This is a genomic window from Gemmatimonadota bacterium (assembly GCA_039715185.1).
GTDB lineage: Bacteria > Gemmatimonadota > Gemmatimonadetes > Longimicrobiales > RSA9 > DATHRK01.
Genome location: JBDLIA010000020.1, coordinates 1 through 19,910, shown reverse-complemented (window position 1 = coordinate 19,910; position 19,910 = coordinate 1). Strand labels below are relative to the sequence as shown.

At 64.9% G+C, this 19,910-nt stretch carries 18 protein-coding genes and 1 riboswitch; of the genes, 13 read left to right on the top strand and 5 right to left on the bottom strand.

The window, feature by feature from the left end; all coding sequences use genetic code 11:
* Nucleotides 1-503 precede the first annotated feature (503 nt).
* The 9 genes from ABFS34_05720 (at nucleotide 504) to ABFS34_05680 (ending at nucleotide 12,078) form a co-directional block, all read left to right on the top strand.
* Nucleotides 504-1,673, top strand: coding sequence for an acyl-CoA dehydrogenase (locus ABFS34_05720; protein ID MEN8374930.1), 1,170 nt, complete (start codon nucleotides 504-506; stop codon nucleotides 1,671-1,673).
* Between the two features lie 209 nt (nucleotides 1,674-1,882).
* Entirely contained in the window at nucleotides 1,883-2,236 is a 354-nt protein-coding gene (locus ABFS34_05715) for a hypothetical protein (GenBank protein MEN8374929.1), read from the top strand.
* Between the two features lie 372 nt (nucleotides 2,237-2,608).
* Nucleotides 2,609-3,271, top strand: coding sequence for a DUF3800 domain-containing protein (locus tag ABFS34_05710; GenBank protein MEN8374928.1), 663 nt, complete (start codon nucleotides 2,609-2,611; stop codon nucleotides 3,269-3,271).
* Between the two features lie 273 nt (nucleotides 3,272-3,544).
* Nucleotides 3,545-3,832 carry a hypothetical protein gene (locus ABFS34_05705; GenBank protein MEN8374927.1) on the top strand — a complete coding sequence of 96 codons (288 nt, stop codon included), beginning with the start codon at nucleotides 3,545-3,547 and terminating at the stop codon, nucleotides 3,830-3,832.
* Nucleotides 3,829-4,626: a hypothetical protein gene (locus ABFS34_05700; protein MEN8374926.1), complete on the top strand. Its 798-nt coding sequence runs from the start codon at nucleotides 3,829-3,831 to the stop codon at nucleotides 4,624-4,626. Before ABFS34_05705 ends, ABFS34_05700 begins: the two co-directional genes overlap by 4 nt.
* The gene (locus ABFS34_05695) at nucleotides 4,623-5,237 is read left to right on the top strand and encodes a hypothetical protein (protein ID MEN8374925.1); all 615 of its coding nucleotides are present in this window, start codon (nucleotides 4,623-4,625) and stop codon (nucleotides 5,235-5,237) included. Before ABFS34_05700 ends, ABFS34_05695 begins: the two co-directional genes overlap by 4 nt.
* Nucleotides 5,238-5,411: 174 nt before the next feature.
* Nucleotides 5,412-5,909 carry a hypothetical protein gene (locus ABFS34_05690; protein ID MEN8374924.1) on the top strand — a complete coding sequence of 166 codons (498 nt, stop codon included), beginning with the start codon at nucleotides 5,412-5,414 and terminating at the stop codon, nucleotides 5,907-5,909.
* 902 nt (nucleotides 5,910-6,811) lie between these two features.
* Nucleotides 6,812-11,428 carry an RHS repeat-associated core domain-containing protein gene (locus ABFS34_05685; protein MEN8374923.1) on the top strand — a complete coding sequence of 1,539 codons (4,617 nt, stop codon included), beginning with the start codon at nucleotides 6,812-6,814 and terminating at the stop codon, nucleotides 11,426-11,428.
* Nucleotides 11,429-11,466: 38 nt separating this feature from the next.
* Nucleotides 11,467-12,078, top strand: a complete 612-nt coding sequence (locus ABFS34_05680) for a hypothetical protein (GenBank protein ID MEN8374922.1) — start codon at nucleotides 11,467-11,469, stop codon at nucleotides 12,076-12,078.
* 131 nt (nucleotides 12,079-12,209) lie between these two features.
* Here the strand turns inward: ABFS34_05680 and ABFS34_05675 are convergent, their stop codons facing one another.
* The 5 genes from ABFS34_05675 to ABFS34_05655 all read right to left on the bottom strand — a co-directional run bounded on the left by ABFS34_05675 (nucleotide 12,210) and on the right by ABFS34_05655 (nucleotide 15,513).
* Entirely contained in the window at nucleotides 12,210-12,365 is a 156-nt protein-coding gene (locus ABFS34_05675; GenBank protein ID MEN8374921.1) for a hypothetical protein, read from the bottom strand.
* 491 nt (nucleotides 12,366-12,856) lie between these two features.
* Nucleotides 12,857-12,982 carry a hypothetical protein gene (locus ABFS34_05670; protein MEN8374920.1) on the bottom strand — a complete coding sequence of 42 codons (126 nt, stop codon included), beginning with the start codon at nucleotides 12,980-12,982 and terminating at the stop codon, nucleotides 12,857-12,859.
* Between the two features lie 19 nt (nucleotides 12,983-13,001).
* The gene (locus ABFS34_05665; protein ID MEN8374919.1) at nucleotides 13,002-13,619 is read right to left on the bottom strand and encodes a hypothetical protein; all 618 of its coding nucleotides are present in this window, start codon (nucleotides 13,617-13,619) and stop codon (nucleotides 13,002-13,004) included.
* Nucleotides 13,616-14,989 (bottom strand): aryl-sulfate sulfotransferase, encoded by a 1,374-nt coding sequence (locus tag ABFS34_05660; protein ID MEN8374918.1) that lies wholly within the window; start codon nucleotides 14,987-14,989, stop codon nucleotides 13,616-13,618. The genes ABFS34_05665 and ABFS34_05660 overlap by 4 nt, the downstream gene beginning before the upstream one ends.
* 374 nt (nucleotides 14,990-15,363) lie before the next feature.
* Nucleotides 15,364-15,513 (bottom strand): hypothetical protein, encoded by a 150-nt coding sequence (locus ABFS34_05655; protein MEN8374917.1) that lies wholly within the window; start codon nucleotides 15,511-15,513, stop codon nucleotides 15,364-15,366.
* 76 nt (nucleotides 15,514-15,589) lie between these two features.
* Nucleotides 15,590-15,676, bottom strand: a riboswitch (cyclic di-GMP riboswitch).
* Between the two features lie 310 nt (nucleotides 15,677-15,986).
* Here ABFS34_05655 and ABFS34_05650 point away from each other — a divergent pair.
* The 4 genes from ABFS34_05650 to ABFS34_05635 form a co-directional block, all read left to right on the top strand.
* Nucleotides 15,987-17,879, top strand: coding sequence for an acyl-CoA dehydrogenase family protein (locus tag ABFS34_05650; GenBank protein MEN8374916.1), 1,893 nt, complete (start codon nucleotides 15,987-15,989; stop codon nucleotides 17,877-17,879).
* Nucleotides 17,876-18,274, top strand: a complete 399-nt coding sequence (locus ABFS34_05645; protein ID MEN8374915.1) for a co-chaperone GroES family protein — start codon at nucleotides 17,876-17,878, stop codon at nucleotides 18,272-18,274. Before ABFS34_05650 ends, ABFS34_05645 begins: the two co-directional genes overlap by 4 nt.
* Complete coding sequence (gene hslO / locus ABFS34_05640; protein MEN8374914.1) at nucleotides 18,268-19,173, top strand: Hsp33 family molecular chaperone HslO; 906 nt, start codon at nucleotides 18,268-18,270, stop codon at nucleotides 19,171-19,173. Before ABFS34_05645 ends, hslO begins: the two co-directional genes overlap by 7 nt.
* A 114-nt stretch (nucleotides 19,174-19,287) precedes the next feature.
* A partial coding sequence (locus ABFS34_05635) for a lytic transglycosylase domain-containing protein (protein ID MEN8374913.1) occupies nucleotides 19,288-19,910 on the top strand: 623 nt, incomplete at its 3' end.

Here is a 19,910-nt window from a genome sequence, read left to right as displayed (position 1 = left end):
GAGGGCCGAGCGCGGACCGCGGGGCGCGACCCCGCTGGAGAGAGCCCTTACATTGACAGCGAACAGGAGGTGATCCTTGTCTAGTTGGAGTATCCGGACGGACCTGACGGGGCAAGCGGTCATCGAAGGGACTGGTCGGTAGATCGGTTTCACGCTGTCCGACCCGACGCTCCCCTGAGGGATCGCGTCAGGTCCAGTCGGAAGAGTCAGAGCGCCGCCGGAACCATCCGGCGGCGCTCCTTCGTTTGCTAGAGTGTGCCGGCGCGGAAGTCCCGTGTGCACCGAGGCGCGTGATGCGCCCGCGGGGCAAGGCGGAACGACGCGCCGTAGCCGTAGCTACGGCAAGGAGTTCCAACGCAGCATCCGCGGGATGCAGCGCGCGCCGAATGCCTACGGGACTTCTGCAACGGTACACTAGGTGAGCCTGTGAGGTAGCCGGACCTTCCGGGCGCGTCGTAGGTTCCGGTCCGAAGGGATTCGCAGGGAACAGCGAGAGAGGCTCGATGACAGTGACGATGGACCCCCCCGCCGTACTGCCCCTTACCTCGCTCAACGAAGAGGAGGCGATGTTCCGCGAGGCCGTACGCCAGTTTGCAGAGGCGGAATTGGCCCCGCGCGCCGCGCGCATGGACGCGGCCGGCGAGATGGACGCGGATCTTTTTCCGCAGCTCTTCGAGTTGGGCCTGATGGGGATCGAGGTGCCCGAGCATCTGGGCGGCGCGGGCTCATCCTTCTTCGCCTCCATCGTCGTGATCGAGGAGGTCTCGCGCGCGGACCCGGCGGTGGGCGTGGTGGTGGACGTACAGAACACGCTGATCAACAACTGCCTCCTCCGGTACGCCAAAGACGAGCTGCAGAACAGGTACTTGCCGCGACTCGCCTCCGAGTGGATAGGCGCGTACTGCCTGTCCGAGGCGGGCTCCGGCTCGGACGCGTTCGCGTTGAGCTGTCGCGCGACCGACGCGGGCGATCACTACGTGCTGGATGGACCGAAGCTGTGGATCACCAACGGCGGCGAGGCCGACTTCTTCATCGTGTTCGCCAATCTGGACCCGGCGTTGGGTTATCGGGGCATCACGGCCTTCGCGGTCGAACGCACCTACGAGGGCGTCTCCATCGGCAAGAAGGAGGACAAGCTGGGCATCCGCGCCTCGTCCACCGTGGAGGTGCTGCTGGACTCCGTGCGCGTGCCGAAGGACAACGTCGTCGGTGAGGTCGGAAACGGGTACAAGATAGCCATAGGTACTCTGAACGAGGGCCGCATCGGCATTGGCGCGCAGATGGTGGGGCTGGCCCAGGGGGCGCTGGATCACACGGTGCGCTACACGCGGGAGCGCCAGCAGTTCGGCGCCCCGCTGGCCGACTTCCAGGCGGTCCAGTTCCAACTCGCCAACATGCGCACGGAGTTGGAAGCGTCGCGGCTCCTGGTGTACAACGCGGCGCGTCTGCGCGGAGCGGGCGAGGACTTCCTGATCGAGGCGGCCATGGCCAAGCTCTACGCGTCGGAGGCCGCCCAGCGCATCTCGTCACAGGCCGTCGACCTGCACGGCGGCTACGGCTTCACCAAGGAGTACCCCGTGGAGAAGCTGTTCCGCGACTCGAAGATCGGCACGATCTACGAGGGCACCTCCAACATGCAGCTCAACACCATCGCGAAGTACATGCTGCGGTAACGATTTACGGGGTTGCGGCCCTCCGGGTGTCGCAGTCGCGTAACGCTGTTGGTGGGTATTCGGGTGAGTGTAGAGGCTGCGAGCTCTAGGCTCGCTATCCGAGGATGAGTTGGTGGAACGCCGAGCTTTTCTTATGGGCGGTCTTCAGAGGCACCTATGGATGGCCCTCGAATGGCCGGACTACGATGATGAACGGCTGGGGACGATCGATGACTGAGCAACGGAGCACCGGCGGCTACACCCGCAGTCGCCTCATCGCCATGGTCGGCCCGGTCCTTCTCGCCGCGTGCGTTCCCGCCGAGGAGCGGCCGGAACCCACGCATGCCGTCATTGCCGACAGCATGGTCTGGTGCCCGACCCACGCAGACTTCCGGGAGGCCAAGGACGGCCTCATGGAGGACGCACTGCTCGCGCGGCTCGAGTGCGGGTTCTTCGCCGAGGGAGACTCGGTGAAGCTGATCAGGTCGGACGGCCCGGACGCGCTGGTGACGATGATCCCGGCGGACGGGAGCGAGCCGACGGTGGACGACAACGTGTGGACCTCGGTGAGCGGGCTCCGATGACTGAGGACGCGCTGCTGGCTAGGCGAGAATGCAGTCTTTTCGCCAGGGTGATTTGGTCACACTGGCGAGAATGGCTGGCCGGGATGCGTTGGTCAGGATTGCTCCCGGCTGACGGAATCGCGCCCACGGTAGACAGCAACGTGTAGACGTTCGGAAAGGGGCTTTCAAGAGGTCCCAGCGGATTCCCAGTAGAGGCGGTCCCTAGATTTTCAGTTACTGAACCTCTTACCCAAAGATGTTGGAGTCCAACATGTGGGCTATCGGGTGTTGCGGGAGGAGTGGCCTTCTCGATGAGATCCTTGCGGATCGACTTACGCTACGACAACTACGAGGTTCCTGCCGTCGAGCGCGCTCACACTTCCGACCCTCTGCATGGCACGCCTCTACGTCTTCGCCGATGAAAGTGGCAACCTGGATTTCCGGCCGCACACAGCAAGCGGCCCAACGCGCTACTTCGTACTCACCACCCTCACATGCAGCGGCCCCGAGGTCGGCAACCACTTGTTGGATTTACGCAGGGAACTTGCGTGGGACGGTTTGGGGCTCAACTCGGAATTCCACGCCACCACGGACAAGCAGCGCATCCGCGACCGCGTCTTCGCCCAGATCGCCCCGCACGACTTCCGACTCGACGCGACAATCCTCGAAAAGGCGAAGGCGATGCCGCACGTTCGGAATACCGACGAGAGGTTCTACCAATACGCGTGGTACTACCACATGAGGTATCTGCTGCCGCGAATCCGGAGAGGCGTAACCGAGCTGATGGTTGTCGGTGCATCGGTAGGCACCAAGAAGCGACGCGCAGCCTTCAGGGACGCGGTCAGCGACGTGATGAGCCAGGTAGCACCAACGCTGGATCACCGGGTTGCGTCATGGGACTGTCGGAGCGACCCGTGCCTACAGGCTGCGGACTATTGCTCCTGGGCAATCGGAAGGAAGTGGGAGCGAGACGACGCGAGGTCCTATGACCTGATCAAAGACAAGCTGGTTACGGAGTTCGATCTCTGGAGGAACGGCACGAAGCTCTACTACTAGTAGATGTAGTTGCGGCCGACTAGCCGTCCCCGAAGGTCTGGCAGAGCCCAGGGGCTCTTATCGCCGGCCGCGCTTACTACAACGGTGCTAGGCCAATGGTATAGGAATACGCCGTCGAAATCCAGTGTTTTCTCGTGGCTTGGTGGTCTCATTGGGGGGTTTTGGACTTTTTCGCCGCCATGCCAAATCCCGTAAATCCCGTACCGTTAAGCCACAAGCGGCACGTCGATGCTGGTAGTTGTGGTTGAAGACGTTGCGCGTCTCACGCGATCATTGATCCGAGGGCAGAACGTCTTCAACAGGAGCGTGATCATGATGTTCATGGACTGGATGGTTTCTGAGGAGTGGGGCGGAGCTTCGACCTACGGTGTCCCGCCCCTCCGACGCGTGCTCATCTGCAAGGACGCGGCAGGTGCAGGGACGTGGACCACTTCGCTGGCCCCCTGGGGCGAGCTGTCGCAGGAGCAGCGGGAGCGTGTTCTGAAACACGCGCTGTACCTGAATGGGCTACGGTCCGTTGAGTCCGGCGTGCGCTACCTGCCGTTGACGCCGCTCGTATGACCCCCCGCCCTGCCCCCCTCGAGCTCCCCGGCTCGGACCTGCAGGTTCTGCTGGCCGACGGCTCTACCCTGGAGGCCAAGCCGATCGTGCAGATCGCCGCGGACCTGCCCGGCGGGTTCGGGTTCGGTGACTTCGGCGAGGAGCTGGACGGGCACCCGCGCACGTTCACCTACACGTGCGTCGTCGGCGGCGATATCTGGAAGGGCGACACGGCCGACCTCGAGCAGCGCGTCACGCCGTTCACCGAGAAACGTTTCGAAACGAGCGGCGACCTCGCCGTCGCCGCCTGCGTCGTCTACGTCTACCCGGACTGGCTGCGCGACAGCATTCGCGCGAACTGGTGGTACATGCTGGACGCGACGAGCAGTGTCGGCGCGCAGATCGGGTACGCGATCGACCGGCTGAGAAAGCGGCGGGGCCTCGGCGGCCTGGGGCTATGGAACCGCCTGATCGTGGTGGACCGAATCGCGGTGCACCCGACCTTCCGGCACCAGTGGGTCGGGGCCCGGCTCCTCGCGCACGCGATCCTCGATCGGTTCTCGGGGATGGGCGACGTTGCTGCTTTGGCGGCGTATCCGATGCACAACCCGTTCGACGACGCGACACCGCTCCGGAGCGAGGGCGCCGTCAGGAACCTGGTCCGCTACTACCAGCGCCTGGGCTTCAGGAGGGCGCTGCCGCGCGAGCGCATCACGGCGAAGGAGCCGGTCGTCATGTACGTGAGCCTGAACGAGCATGTGGCGCCGCCTGAGCCTCTGCGCTTCCGCGGCCTGGACCCGATCGGCGTGCGATGACCGGCCACCACCCCTGGTCGGAGATCAAGGCAAAGATGTCGCCCGAGCGGAGGCGGCGTGCGGAGGTGCGCACCGAGATTCTCCGAACAGAGATCCGCAGCCTCAGGCGGATCCGTCGCCGGCTCGGCATCCGGCCCAAGGGCTACGATGAGACCTACGTCGACTCGAAGGGCAACGAGTGGAACGTCGGCTGGGGGAGGGTTGGGCTGAGCAAAGAGCCCGCGCCCGCCTGGACGGTGCTCTTCTTCATCCTCGACTCGAACGAGTACACCTGGGGCACCACGCCGGACCTGTGGACCCGTCTCTCAGATGAGCAGAAGGCCCTTGCGCTCCTGGCAGCGAAGGAGACTAACGATGTCCGGACCCTGACGGCTTGGCTCCCGATCGAGTGGGAGGGCTACAAGGGCGAGTTCTGCTGGGACGACGGCGCGGGCCACTTCCACGGCCACGTCCTCCTCCCGAAGGCGGTCATCACCTTCGTCAGCAAGGACCCGGAAAAGTTGGTCGACGAGATGGCTGAGTCGATGAGGGTCTACCTCGAGATGTGCGCGGAGGACGGCGTCGAGCCGGAGCCGCCGGAGAACTCGCTGGCGCAAAAGGACAGCCCTTGACCGAGACGGCGATAGAATTGGTGCATCAGCTTCGTACGCTTCCGAACGAGACCGGCTGGGTTGAGTTCAAGACGAACTTGGACGACCCAGAGGCCATCGGCGAATACGTATCGTCTCTCTCGAACTCGGCTACCCTTGCGGGGAGACATAACGCGTACCGTGCCTGTCGGCGGGATGCCGGTGGTCGTTCTAAAGATTGAACGTGCGTTTCGACATCCAACACGCTTCAAGAACGTGGCCTTCATACGTGTTGGATCCTACAAGAAAAAGCTGAAAGACCACCCGCAGCTGGAGGGGCAGCTCTGGCGACAGTTTGACGAGGCGCCTTTCGAAGTAGGTGTTGCGTCTGAGCCACTGGATCCCAGCGAAGTCATCCAACTCCTCGATTCTGACGCATACTTCGAACTCTTGGGGCTCCCAGTGCCTGAAGGGCCAGCGCAGATAGCTCCCGCGCTTCAGCGAGATGCTTTGATCGCGCCCGACTCAGGACGCTGGCGTATCACCAGTCTTGGTGGCGTACTCTTCGCCAAGGATCTGTCGGCGTTTCCGACCCTTCGCCGCAAGGCCGTCCGAGTGATCGAATACAAGGGCCGAAGTCGCGTCAACGCTATCAGAGAGTACGTCGCACCGGGGGGTTACGCCGCAGGGTTTGAAGACCTGATGGTCCGATGAAGGGACATGAGTAACGGGTGAGTGAAGGGACATGGGTAACAGATCGCAAGATCGTGTTCCAAACAGAGTTGTATCAGTTGCCGGCCCCGATCTTCGAACAAGCGGGAGACAACACTCGAGTTGTGCTCCTCGCGCCGCGTCCGCTGTCAGCTATGGCCCCAGAAGACAGGGTGCGTGCGTGCTACCTCCACGCTTGTCTGAAGTACGTGCAGCGGGACTACCTCACGAACTCCTCGGTTCGGAAGAGATTCGGGATCGCCAAGAGAAACAGCGCGACTGCATCGAGGCTGATCAAGGAAGCAGTTAAGGTCGGTGCAATCCAGCCACACGATGCCGAAGCTCCCCCGAAGATGATGAAGTACGCGCCCTTCTGGGCCTTTGCACCGGGTTCTTGATGGGTGACTTCGCTTGGAGGCCGGACTGCTGATCGACCAGAGGTGAAAGCTACTCTGCGCAAGGCTTTGAGAGGGCCTCTCTCTTCTTGATGGGTACTTGATGGGTACTTGATGAGTGGTCTTTGGCGGTTTCTCAAACTGGCCCTCTCGGCAGTTTCCGGGTCAACTCAACCTGTCGGCTCCAGCTCCCGACACCACAACCCCACCTGACGCTCCCCTTGGCCCCGCGCCGCTGGCACTTCAAGATCTCACCTAGCTAGCGCCCGGTCCCCCGCAGCCATGGCCGCGCCCTGGCACCCCTAACACCCTAGCCCCCGGACTCTTCAACCTGGGCCGGTGGCTTTTCTCGGGCCGGAAGATCTTCCGCGGACGCTAGGTCGACTTCTTGGTACGATCGGTCCTCACTCCGAGTGGTTCCTCCCCAATAGATAAGTAGGTGGAGCGAAGAAGGGCGATGCCCGCGCACGCGCGTGTCGCCCGGTCCACCTGCACTGAAGGAGCCCTCCCGTGGCTACCCGGTTCGCGTTGGTCCTGCTGGCCTCGCTGTTCACGCCCCTCCGCTTGGTTTCCGCCACACCGCCCGCGGCAAGTTCGGTCGGGGCGAGCGAGGCCCCGCCTGAGGAGGCCGCGTCACGCAACCACTTCGAGGTGATCCGGTGGGGGTCGGTGGGCCAGTTGCAGGAGAACACTACAGGCCACACGGCGCAGTTCCGGATCTTCAACGACGATCCCAATAAGATCACGGTCTCGCTGAGCTGTAGCGGCACCGGTCCGGTCTCGAACTGCAGCGCTCCGAGCTCCTTCACGATCTTCCCCGAGGCCTTTCGTACCGTAACGGTGACCTTCGACGTGGGCACAGCGGGCACAGGTCTTCTGACCCTGACCGCGACCGACAACGGCCACTCGACCTCCGATTCCCACAACGTGCTGGTGGTCGCGCACGGACCGCTCTCGCTCGACGCGACCGTTAACCCCACGGAGCTGATCGAGCGGAGCGCGTGCGTGACGAGCGGAGCCGGCCCGGCCGGCGCCTTTCAGTGCGGAAACCTGCTCGTGACGCACTCCATGCCAGCGTTCAAGTCGCTCGACCGGGACCGCACACTAACGTTGCTCTACAACAGCGCGACCGCGAGCCCACGGCCCGTCGTGATGGGCGACGTGTGGCTGGACGGCATCTCCGTACCCGACAGCTTCCGCACGAGCGTCAAGGTCGGACAGGTGACCGAGACCCGCTCCTTCCAGGGCGCGGGCCTATCTTCGGCTGCGAAGAGCCGCTTCTCGATGCCCTACGACGCGGGCGCGCTTGGCACGGGCATACACGACTACGACCTGAACGTAGTCAACTACTACGGCACCGAGCCGTTTGCGACGGCCGTGTTCAAGAGCAAGTTCATTACGGTTGACCGCTCGCAGAGCCCCTACGGAGCCGGCTGGTGGATCGCCGGCGTGAGCGAGCTCTACACGAGCGTGCTCGCCGACACGCTGCTGCTGGTCGAAGGTGACGGAAGCGCCGCGGCCTACATCCCGATCGGGCCGAACCTGTGGCGTGCACCGGCCGGCGCATTCCAGGACACGATCGAGTGGAAGCAACTCGACGATCCGAGCCCCGACGTCACCGCCCAGGTGTGGCTGTACGAGCGGAGGTTGCAGGACGGCACAAACGTCTACTTCAACCAGTACGGCCAGCAGGTCTACGTGACGGACCGGGTCGGCAACGTCGTCGGCCACACCTACCAGAACACGACGCTCGGCGCGGGGCTGACACAGGTCCGGATCGCGCCATGGGCCGCGAATCTGACCTACGACTTTGTCTACGGCGTTCACGGGCTTGCTTTCATCGACGACCCCGCGGGCCGGCGTCTGAATACGAACGTGAGCAGTGAGAAACTGCTGCTGACGATTCTCCCTGTCGGGCTGTGGATAGGCGAAGAGGTCGTGCTAGGCTATGAAACGGGTGGCCTCCGGCGTCTGACCAGTCGGCGCTCGCCCCGTGGCGCCACAACCACCTATGCCTACCACGGCGAAACACTCCTCCTCAGCACGGTCACGCTGCCAGCAACCGGCAGTGGTACGGCCGTCCTCACTTACAAGCCCATCGAGTCACGGGGCCTTGCCCAACTTACGGCAGGCAACGCTGTCGCTTCTGCGGCCCGGACTAACATCGTGATTGACGGGCCGCGCACGACGGTCGGCGACTCGGCCGTGTTCTGGGTGAATCGGTTTGGATCACTCACCAAGATCCGTGACGCTGCCGGGAACGAGACGACCGTCGCCTATGATCTGACCCACCCGCTGCTGGTCACAGCGATCAACGAGCCGGACGGGACTCAGATCCGCCAGCGTTGGGACACATCGGCCAGGCTTGAGATGACGCAAGACCTTGCCAACCTGAGCGGCGCGGACTCGGTGCACTACGACTACGCTGATGCCGACGCACCTGAGAAACCAAGCCGGGTCATTCGCCCGCGTGGCGACTCCGCAGCCGCCGATACAACTCTCTTCAGCTACAACGCTGACGGTACGCCCGAGACTGCGACCACCGCGAACGGTCACGTCACGCGCTTCACCTACGAGCAGGGCCAGGTCAAGACGATTACCGAGGAGTCGGTGGAGGTCTACAACCCGGCCACAAACACGACAAGCACGCAGAATCTCACGACGACGTTCGAGTACGGCGGGAATCGGAATCTCAAGAGGACGATCTCGCCCACTAGCGACTCGACCGACATCGTCAGCCGGGACGCGTACGGCAACGTCAAGGAGGTGCTGAGCGCCGAGGGCAGAAGACAGACGTTCCAGTACGACCTCCGCAACCGACGTACGCACGTAGAGCAGTGGGAGGGCGCGCAGAAGTTCACGACTGCCACCGATTACGACGGAGCCGACAACGCCACGAGAGTCACAGATCCGCGAGGGCTCACCAGGGAATGGGAGTTCGACGAACTCGAGCGCGACACTCTCATGCGCGACTCCCGGGGCTACACCGCGCTCACGCGCCACGATGTCTCCGGAAATGTAGTCTGGCAGAAGGATCGCCAGGGCGACACGATCACCACGCAGTACGACGCGATGAATCGCCCGATCAACCGCATCCTCGGCCAGATCATGGTCGACGACCAGGCGGAACTGGATCTCTATAGGGATCTTATGGAAAGCCCCTGGTCCTTTAACCCAATGCAGATCGGCGACACGCTAGTCGTGGGCGATACGATCACGTGGCAATACGACGTTGCAGGGCGTGTGAAGCTTGCTGAGAACGCGACCAGCCAGGTCGTCAGGACCTACAACTCCCGCGGACTGCTTACAAAAGAGGTGCAGAACCTCACCGACTGGGCCGCCAACGCCTCCTACACGCAGGATTACACTTACGACCTGGCCGGGAATCGCGCGTCATGGACGTGGCCATACCAGCCAACATCAATCGTGCGAACGGTCACCTACACGTACGGGGCCGGGAACGAGCTCTCGACCGTATCTGGCGCCCTTGGCCCATCGGCGACCTTCGCGTGGGATGGACTCGGCAGGAAGCACCAGCTTGCCTACTCCTCAGGTTCCACTACCGACTTCCACTACGACGCGAACGGGAGACTCGGGCGGGTTCACTCAACACACACGCAACAGTTAGAGGACCCAGTTGACCAACGGTATACCTACGATCGGGACGGGAACCTGATCCGAGAAGAGGATCACGGCGAGCGTCGGGTTACCACCAGCGGATTCGACCTCACCGTAAGCCAGTACAATGGGCGCGATGCAGTAACCCATGTGGACGTTACGCAGAACTCGACGACTACGCCCAACCGCTTCCACTACGATGCCGCGGGAAATCGGACAGGGATCGGCGGTGGCGACTCAACGGTGCACGTGGTCGATCTGCTTGGCAACATGACGGTCGAGATTCAGTCACCCACGGGTACGGCCCTTGACCAGTACACGCACGACAAGAACGGAAACGAGGTGCGTCACCTGGATGGGATCGGCGTCAACGCCAGCAACTTCGCCAGGTACTACAACGCCGCGGGACAGCTCACCGCGGCCTTCCCTCTCGAGAAGCGGTTTCGCTACGATCCCTTCGGTAGGCGGGTCGGCATCGGTTTGACCGACACCATCAACGGCGGAATCGGCACGACTCGAGTCATCTTCGATGGAGACAACGTCGCCTTCTACGGCGACGGCCAGGGCGGCGGCCACTTCACTCCCGGGCCCGGGACAGATGATCCGTTGTTCCTGGACCCGCTGGACTCGTACAGTTGTGACGGTGAATTCGCCTATTTCTACGTTACCCACGGCGGCCGACTGTTCGATTTCCAAAACGCCGATGGCGACGACTGTGCAGATCCAGGGGGGGTGGGTGGTGTTTTCGCCGCGTTCGGGAGCGAGTCGGGCGCTGTCGCCGACAGCCGAGGCTTCGGGCTCTCTCGCTCGACCTCCGACGCCTCGGGTATCGGCGGCGTCTCGCTCTCGTTCTTCCGCAACCGGTTCTACAACTCCCAGACGGGCAAATTCACTCAAGAGGATCCGATCGGCTTCGGCGGCGGCATCAACCTCTACAACTACGGAGGAAACAACCCGGCATCGTTCATCGATCCCTTCGGGCTCTGCGTTCCTTTCCCCGATTGCGCGCTCCAAGAAATCGCCAACAGGGGTGCGATTCGCGGCGGCTTCTTCGGTAGTGTCATGCTTAACGGGGCCGCAGCCCTCAACGGCCTCTCGGAGGCAGCTGGCGTAAACGCCTTGCTCGGCGCCGCGAGCGAACGAGACGCGGTCGGAACCGCAGTGGCCGCGGTTTCACTCGTGCCTATCGGCAGAGCAGCCAGAGCAGGACGTATAGCGAGTCGCGCCACTAGCGGGATCTTGCGACCGCTCAAGCGAGGAGCCGGGGGCAGGCTGCAGCCATTCAACCCAACGAATGGCCAATTCGAGAGTTTTGGCGCAAATTCGTTGTCAGCGATAGGCGCAAGAATCCGACGGGACTTCAACCCTGATGTCTTTGCCTCTGAGTTCGCGATTGGGTTGGCAAGCGGCCCGGATAATCCAGCGAGTGGTAGACCTACTGGATTCACCGCAGGATTGGGTCGTGCCCTTGGAGTGCTGACCGCCTCGTTTCTCAAGAAGGGCAGCTGACGGCCTCGCTGATCGCTGGTTGGAGCGAGAGGAGGAAAATGACGCTGTTACAAATGCTGTCAGTCGTGGCCCTTGGCATGGGGACTTTGCTTCTGACTCGTCGTAGACACAGAGGTCTGAACGACGCGTTGGCCTCCGTGCCAGCCCTGGCTGTGTCATTCCCTGGCGCCTTCTTGGTCATCTCTGAGAAGCGTAGCGGAAAGTTCACCCAATTTCGCAAGCCGGACAGCCCAGAGGAGAATGTAATACTCTTGGCCGTCCCTCGAGCCCAGTGGAGCGACGAGCAGTGGGCGGAGTTGATTGCGGATCTTCAGGAGCTCGACGAAGACCCACAGGCAGTGCTGCGTTCGTCACAGAATGGCACTCATGTGGAATTCTTGGAGGTGAGTGTCTCTGGTCCGCTCAGCGATGTCGCGATGCAGGCCGAGAGGCTGGCGCGCGCTGTGTTCGAGCGCCAGAGCGTTTCTCTCCGCCAGGGACGCTTTCATGTAAAGAAGAACCTTGACGTCGATCCAAGGCGCCAACGCGAGGCTTATGAGGATTTCTTTCGAATCGCGGCGGCGAGGGGGCCAAGTGCCCTAGCGCGGCGGATGGCCCAGAGGCAGTTGGACCGACTGGAGAACGATCGGCAAAGCCGTCGCGGCCATTGAAGGGACGGCTCGAACGCGCCGATGCCAGAAGAGACATCGAAGATTCACTTGTCCGCAGATTCCTGGAAGAGGCCGGAGGTGTCGGGGTCCGTCGCGACCCACGCGTATGACACGGCGCCCTTAGCCGTTTTTCATTCGATCAGCGCCCAGCTCGGGCGGTGGTCGTAGATGTCGGCCCGGGCCCACCACATCGACTGCGCGGCGTCGGGGCCTTGGTTGAGGTTGCGGGACAGGTAGGCGCCGTAGACGCCGCGCCTGTCGATCGTGAGGTCGTCGCGGTAGCTCACGAGGTCGCCGTCCAGCCAGAAGCCTGCAGACCGAGCGCTCAGAGAGCCCCGACATCGACGCGAGACGCGAGGTCAACGGGAAGCAGCTACCCTGCCGGTCCATGCAGACCGCGAGGGTGAGCAGCACCAGCCGGGTGGTTGGACTGTCGGGCCCCTGCTCGCTGGCTACCAGTCCGCGCCAGCGGAGCATGTAGGGTTGGGGGTTCGGAGTGGGAGGTGGCGGGTCGACCCGCACCGCCGCCATCACCGCTCCCCCCGGGTGTGACTTTCGTTGTGACCACCGACCGACGATCGCCGAAATCGGTCGATCTGGCAGGTGTGAGCGCTATCGCAATGTGGCGCCGTTGAGGCATGTAGCCGACCCCGCGAACGATGCGGATTTCGGCGCGATACAACGGCACGATCTACGAGGGCACCTCCAACATGCAGCTCAACACCATCGCGAAGTACATGCTGCGGTAAGTCGCCGACAGTTGCCGTGGACGAGTCGCTCATGCCGGCACCAGGTCTTCGGTCGCCCGCTCCAGCGCCTCATTCACGAAGTCGTTCATGCTTACGCCCGTGCTCGAGGCGGCGATCTGCCGGACCTGCCGAACCGCGCTGAGTCCGCCCCCCACGGGTCCTTTCCCGCCGCCCCTAATCCTCCAGCTTCCGCAGCAGGTGCAGCAGCCCCAACACGGGGTCCCGCACGTTGGCGGGATTCAGGATGTGGTGGTTGCGGTCGATGTGGTCCTGGACGAAATCCGCGGCGTCGCGCATCGAGACCACGGTGAAGTCCGCGCGCGGGCCAGTCTTTCCTCCGCCGAACGCTACCAGCCGGATGCGGCAGGGAATCTCCCGAACGCCGTGGCGCAGCCGCGCCATGCCCTGCTTTTGCAGCGCGTCGACCACGCCGTCGATTTCGTCTTCGGGGCAGCAGCCGAAGCGCGCCACGGCCGTGTACAGCACGTCGTCAGAGCGCAGCGCCTCGTTGATCGCCGGCTTGCCCTCCTTCACCTCGCCGATGATCAGGTCCATGCAGTCGTCGGCGATGTCCAGCGCGTCGTCCACCGCGAAGCGAATGTCGTCGGCCAGCCCCGGACGGCCGCGCGGCACGACGTTCTGGGCGCGGGGGAAACGCAGCGCGAGCACGTCCAGGTCGGTGATCTCGCGAAAACGCCCCTGTCCCTCGCCGCGCACGACTGACTGCTCGACGATGGTGAAGTAGCCGTTCAACTCCAGGTAGGCGCTCACCAGCGCGACAGCGGGATTCAAGGCACCTCGACCTCACCCGCGATGTCCCCGAACGGGGTCGCCCGATACATCAGCGCGGGGCCTTCCACCACCAGGTTCCAGACGATGCTCCCGCCCGGCGCTACTTCGTAGACCTCGATGGGCCCGCGCGACTCGCGGAATCCGTCCGAGGTGCCGAACGTCACCATGGTGTTGCCGTTCGCCATCCTGCGGGCGGCGCTGATGATGGAGGCGTAGTTGTCGTTCGGCGCCTGGAAGCTCCACACGGCGCGGGCGGAGTCGGCCGCAAAGTCGACCTCCAGCTCGAGCGCACGCGATACGGGGAAGCCGCTCGTCCCGCCGCCGCGGTTGTCGAAGACGAGCACCCTGTTCTCCGAGAGCCTGGACGCCGTGTGCTGGAAATTGAAGGTGCCCGCGGAATCGGTGAAAATGGTGGCGTTCTTGCCTCCGAGGCGCCACGCCAGGGCCGTGAAGTCGCTCGAGATGGCGATCACCTGATTGAGCCAGGGGCTGGACAGCAGGATGCCGCCGGCCGGCCCGACATTCAGGCTGTTGCCGTGGAGCCAGTCCGAGCGCGTGCTCCGAGAGGTCGTATCGGTGGAAGGCGACAGGAAATCGAAGCTGTTCCAGCGCTCCGCGAGCCCTCCCGTATCGGGATTCCACTCCCAGATGATCTCGCCGACCCAGGTGATCCCGTCCACCAGCTGCGGGTGCCGCGTCAAGAAATAGACGGTGTTCTGGGGCGTCGCGATGACGTCGTGGTGGATCGACTCGTTGTTGGCGCGAGCGAGCGTGGCCACGATGTCCCCGGCCGGCGTCACCTCGTTCAGCCCAGCGCCCGTGTCCAGGAACACGAAGTTCCCGTTGGCGCGACGCGTCCAGCTCCAGGAGCCGCCGGTGGTGGGATGATACCACACCACTCGGCCCTTGGAGTCGACCGCCGCGAATCCCTGGAAGGTGGGCTCCCTCAACTCGAGCATCACGAGCGGAGAGGTCGATTCGCCCGTGGACGTCAGAGTGACCGCCTGAAGGAAAGTCGGGAGCGTATCGGTGACGAAGGAGCCGGTCGCGGGATCGACCGTGACCGTGGCGTCATCGAACTCGAACGCCACCTCGTACTCGTAGGTCGCGTCCGGGAGCAGCCGGCCCACAAGCAGCTCGTGGCTCTGCCCCGGGTCGCTTCGCACTCGCAGGCGGGGTTCGCCCTCGGTCCAGTAATCCACGGTGACCGCGGCGGTGGGCGCGACATCGACCCTGAACCCCCGCGTCAGCGGGTTGAGGGTGCTCAACTGCTCGACCGACACGGTCGGACCGGGTGGCGGATCGGTGTCGTCGACCGGGGCGGTCGCATCGGAGCAAGCCGCGGCCAGGATCGCGAGGGCGACGTACAAGCCGGCCCTCCGCGCCGCCGAGCGCTGGGACACCGAGGAGGGGCTGGCGCGCTTCGGCCGCGCGCGATGCGGCGTGATTGCGGGATTCAACGACTTCTGTGTCCGGTCTCGGGGTATCCAACGCTGCGACGGATCCGAATGTGGGCCCGCGCCCGGGACCGATCAAATGGAGGGCACGCGAAAAGGGCGCCTCGACCTGGTCGAAGCGCCCTCTGCTATGAAGAAAGGTCGGGGCGGGGCCTCGCGCGGCCCGGGAGGGGGGGATGCCTTGCGGTTGCAAACACGAGCGCGGCAAGAACCCACACCCCGACCTGTCATTTCGGGCCGGCGTCCGAACTCCAACGCCGGTCTATCACAGCCTCCACGCCACCCAACTACGACTGCGTCCTACCACCACCCTTCCCCGCGTCTTCCGGCCCGGTGCCCGACACCGGCGCCTCCGCGCCGCCGAGCGCGGCACCCAGGATCACGCCCGCTACCATGAACGACAGGACCGAGATCGAGAGCATCACTACATCAGTCATCCACCCCACCCCATGCTTCGATCGACTCGGAGCCCCGATACGACAAGAGGCCGCCGACAAACTCGTTCCCCGAGTCGCTGGCGGCCCGGCTAGCTTGGCGGAAATCCGCTGTAGCTCCGTGGCTCTGCGTCACCGCCTTTCGGCGGCTTTGCTCTTTGCAGCGCTTCGCGTTCCCCCGAGTGCACGGCTCGACGCGCGGACCGTTTCAATGGGCAACGCCCGCACCCGCCAGGGCAGTGTCCGCCGTCGAGGCGCCTAATCCGTTGACGGAAAACCACATAGCGCGCTTGTCGGGGGCACGGGAGGGGAATTGAGCCGGGGCACGTTGGGCGACATCTTTTTCGGGTCCCGCTACAAAGTGCCGAGCGCCGCGCATGTTTGAACCAGCCTCCCACATGAGGGTAGTCTGTGAGGGAGGATGTGGCAGGCGGGAAGCGGTGTCCTCACACACCCATCGTTCCACGGACGCACTCATGAGCACGACGCAAGCGCCACCGTTGCCGGAGGAAGGGACGAAGCGATCGGCTCCGGCCGAGGTGACCGAACGGGAGACGCGCGAGGTGGTAGAGTCCTCACGCGAGACCGAGTGGACCAAGCCCAGCTTCGCCAAGGAGTTGTTCCTCGGGCGGCTGCGCATGGACCTGATCCACCCGTACCCCAAGCCGGACCCGGAAGACGTCCGCAAGGCGCAGGCGTTCATGGAGCGCGTGCGCGACTTCCTGGACACGGTCGATGCCGAGCGCATAGAGCGTGAGGGGCGGGTGCCCGCCGAGGTCATCGAGGGGCTGCGCAAGATAGGCGCGTTCGGTATCAAGATACCCGAGGAGTACGGGGGGCTCGGGCTGTCCCAGCGGGCCTACGGTCGCGCCATTTCGCTGATCGGCAGCAAGTCCGGCGCGCTGGCGGTGCTGCTGTCGGCGCATCAGTCGATCGGGGTGCCGCAGCCCCTCAAGATGTTCGGCACTCCCGAGCAGAAGCAGGAGTACCTGCCGCGCATAGCCGCGGGTGAGATCTCGGCGTTCGCGCTGACCGAGCACGACGTGGGCTCGGACCCCGCGCGCATGCAGGCTAGCGCCGATCCCACCGAAGACGGCCAGGCCTACATCCTCAACGGCGAGAAGCTGTGGTGCACCAACGGCCCCATCGCAGACGTGATGGTGGTCATGGCTCGCACGCCCGCCAGGAAGCCCGGTGGACGGCGAGGGATCTCGGCGTTCATCGTGGAATCCTCCTGGGAGGGCGTGAAGACCGAGAGCCGGCTGGAGTTCATGGGCCTGCGCGGCATCGAGAACGGCGTGATCTCGTTCAAGGACGTGAGGGTGCCCAGGGAGAACCTGCTCTGGGGCGAGGGCAAGGGACTCAAGCTGGCGCTCATCACGCTCAACACTGGGCGACTCACCATCCCGGCGACGTGCTCCTCGGCGGGCAAATGGTGCCTCCAGGTGGTGCGGCGCTGGGCCGCCGAGCGCACGCAGTGGGGCGCGCCGATCGGCAAGCACGACGCCGTCGCGCAGCAGATCGCCGACATCGCCGCGCGCGCGTTCGCCATGGAAGCGGTCGCCGACCTGGCGGCCAGCCTCGCCGACGCCGGCGACTACGACATCCGGCTGGAGGCGGCGATCGCGAAGTTGTTCAACTCCGAGTGCGCCTTGCTGGTGGCCGACGAGACGATGCAGGTGCGCGGCGGCCGCGGTTACGAAACTGCGGCCTCCCTCGGGTCGCGGGGCGAGGCACCGATTCCCGTAGAGCAGGTCATGCGCGACCTGCGCATCAACACGATCTTCGAGGGGTCGAGCGAGATCATGCGCCTCTTCATCGCGCGCGAGGCTCTCGATCCGCACCTCCAGCGCGCGGGCTCCATGGTGCAGCCGGACAGCTCCCTGGGCGACAAGGCCAAGGACGCGGTCGGGCTGGGCGCGCACATGGCCAAGTGGCTGGCCGGCAACGTGGTCGGTTACGGCCGTTGGCCCAAGCACGGGGACTTCGGTCCGCTCGCGCGCCACATCCGCTGGGCGGATCGCGCGGCGAGCCGGTTGGCGCGCAACCTGGGCTACGCGATGGCGCGGTTCGGGCCCAAGCTGGAGCGCCGCCAGGCTGTGCTCGGGAGGGTCGTGGACATAGGCGCCGAGTTGTTCGCGGTGGCCGCGTCCTGCTCCTACGCTCTGCATCTGGACACCGAGCCGGCCCACGAGCTCGCCGACGCCTTCGCGAAGGGCGCGCGGCGGCGCGTCGAGGTGCTCTTCGACAGCCTCTTCGACAACGACGACGTGTCGAACTACAGGCTCGCGCAGAGGGTGCTCGAGGGACGCTACGAGTTCGTCGAAGAGGGCATCGTGGACGCCCCGCATGGAGACGCGGGCGCGTGAGCAGCGGATCGGACTCCGAACCGAAGCAGCCGAAGCACCTGATCGTAGTCGGCGACCGCATCCTCATCCGGCCGGAGAAGGGTGAGGAGAAGAGCAAGGTCGGACTGTACCTGCCCGCCAGCGCCGTGGACGCGCAGGCCGTGCGCGGTGGTACGGTGATGGCCACCGGGCCCGGAACACCCATCTCGCCCCCCACCGACCTGGACTCCGAACCGTGGCGCATCGCCAGCGGAGAAGCGCGTTACCTGCCCGTCCAGGCCGAGCGCGGCGACTACGCCATTTTCTTCCGCAAGGCCGCCGTCGAGATCACCTTCGAGGGGGATGCCTACCTGGTGGTCCCGCAGGCCGCCGTGCTCGTGCTGGTCCGCGAGAGCACGCACTCCGAGGATTGGTAGCCCCCGCGCCCGGACGCCTCGTCCGCGCCACCGCGGCGGGAGGTCGCTACCGCCTGCTCGCGCTCGACGGAGTGGAGGTGGTCGGGGAGATCCGGCGCAGGCAGGGGACCGACCCGGTCGCCACGGCCGCGGTGGGCCGCGTGGCGCTGGGGGCGCTCCTGCTCGGCGCGCTCCTGAAGGACGACGAGCACCTCGTTACCCTGCGGGTGAAGGGGTCCGGGCCGCTCGGCTCCCTGATCGCCAGCGCCACGCCCTCGGGCGACGTGCGCGCCCTGGTAGGCAATCCGCGGCCGGACATCGCCCAGGTGGCCGCCAGCGGCAAGCTCAACGTCGGGCAGGCTGTCGGCCTCCCGGGCAACCTCACCGTCACCCGCGACCTGGCCATGGGCGAGCCCTACGTCAGCACCGTGGAGCTCCGGTCGGGCGAAATAGGCGAGGATCTCGCCTACTACTTCGTGCTCAGCGAGCAAGTCCCTTCGGCGGTGGGCATCGGCGTCTTCGTAAGCGCCGACGGCGAGGTCCAGGCTGCCGGCGGCTACCTCGCGCAGCTCATGCCGGGAGCCGACGGCAGGGACGCCGCGCTGCTCGAAGAGGCCGTGTCCGCGCTTCCTCCACCCACGGAAATGCTGCTCGGGGGCGACGGTCCGGCGGACATCCTTCGGCGGCTGGCGGCGACTGACGGCTTCCGCGTTCAGGAGGAGCGCGCCGTGCGCTTCGCTTGCCCGTGCGGCCCCGAGCGCGCCGAGCGGGCGCTCGCGTTGCTCGGAACAGTCGAGATGCGCGCGGTCAAGGAAGTGCCGGACGTCCCGGGAGCCGAGCTGACGTGCGCCTTCTGCGGCGAGATCTATCGGATCTCTCCCGAACAGTTGGATCGCCTCATCGAGGACGCGCGAGCGTGAAGCTTGCCAGCCCGCTGGGGCTCGTACACATTTCGATCGCCGAGTCGTACTCTTCCCGGCCACAGCACCGATTCTATGCCACGTAAGCGGTCCAACAGGCCACGACGGCCCCGTGTGGGCTTATTCGAGGAACTCGAGCGCCTGGGCCGGCGCGCCAAGCTGCTCGCGCTGGCCGTTCCGCTCTTGGCGCTCGCCGGGTTCACGCTGGGTGACGCAACCAACAAGGCGCTCGCGTTGCCCATCTACGAGCCCGTAGACGAGTTCCAGCGCGTGGACGGCGGCGAAGTCGTCTCCCTCAGCGAGAAGATGGCCGCCCTCCGAGTGGAAGGAGAGGAGACCCACGACTTCGTACGCGTGTACCGCGAGCACGTGCAGCCGGTAGAGCAGGTGCTGCAGGTACGCGGGGTCCCGGCGGAGCGGGCCCGGCAGATCGCCTGGCCGCTGGTCGAATACTCCTACCGCAGCGAGCTCGACCCCGCGATGGTGCTGTCGATCCTGTGGCTCGAGAGCCGCGGCAAGCCGGCGGCGACCAGCTTCGTGGGCGCCCGCGGGCTCATGCAGGTCATGCCGACGCACCGGGGCCACTGGAACGGGTGCGACCCCGACGGGGATCTGTACGACATCGAAACCAACCTGTGCTACGGCACGCGCATTCTGTCCTGGTACATCCGCCGCTACGGCGGCAACGAGGAGCGCGCGCTGCTGGGCTACAACGGCTGCGTGAACGGGACCAACAC

Coding starts and splice junctions, on each gene's coding strand:
- ABFS34_05715 (MEN8374929.1), top strand. CDS start 1,883: ATGACTGAGCAACGGAGCACCGGCGGCTACACCCGCAGTCGCCTCATC.
- ABFS34_05695 (MEN8374925.1), top strand. CDS start 4,623: ATGACCGGCCACCACCCCTGGTCGGAGATCAAGGCAAAGATGTCGCCC.
- ABFS34_05655 (MEN8374917.1), bottom strand. CDS start 15,513: ATGACTGATGTAGTGATGCTCTCGATCTCGGTCCTGTCGTTCATGGTA.
- ABFS34_05720 (MEN8374930.1), top strand. CDS start 504: ATGACAGTGACGATGGACCCCCCCGCCGTACTGCCCCTTACCTCGCTC.
- ABFS34_05680 (MEN8374922.1), top strand. CDS start 11,467: ATGACGCTGTTACAAATGCTGTCAGTCGTGGCCCTTGGCATGGGGACT.
- ABFS34_05650 (MEN8374916.1), top strand. CDS start 15,987: ATGAGCACGACGCAAGCGCCACCGTTGCCGGAGGAAGGGACGAAGCGA.
- ABFS34_05710 (MEN8374928.1), top strand. CDS start 2,609: ATGGCACGCCTCTACGTCTTCGCCGATGAAAGTGGCAACCTGGATTTC.
- ABFS34_05700 (MEN8374926.1), top strand. CDS start 3,829: ATGACCCCCCGCCCTGCCCCCCTCGAGCTCCCCGGCTCGGACCTGCAG.
- ABFS34_05690 (MEN8374924.1), top strand. CDS start 5,412: ATGCCGGTGGTCGTTCTAAAGATTGAACGTGCGTTTCGACATCCAACA.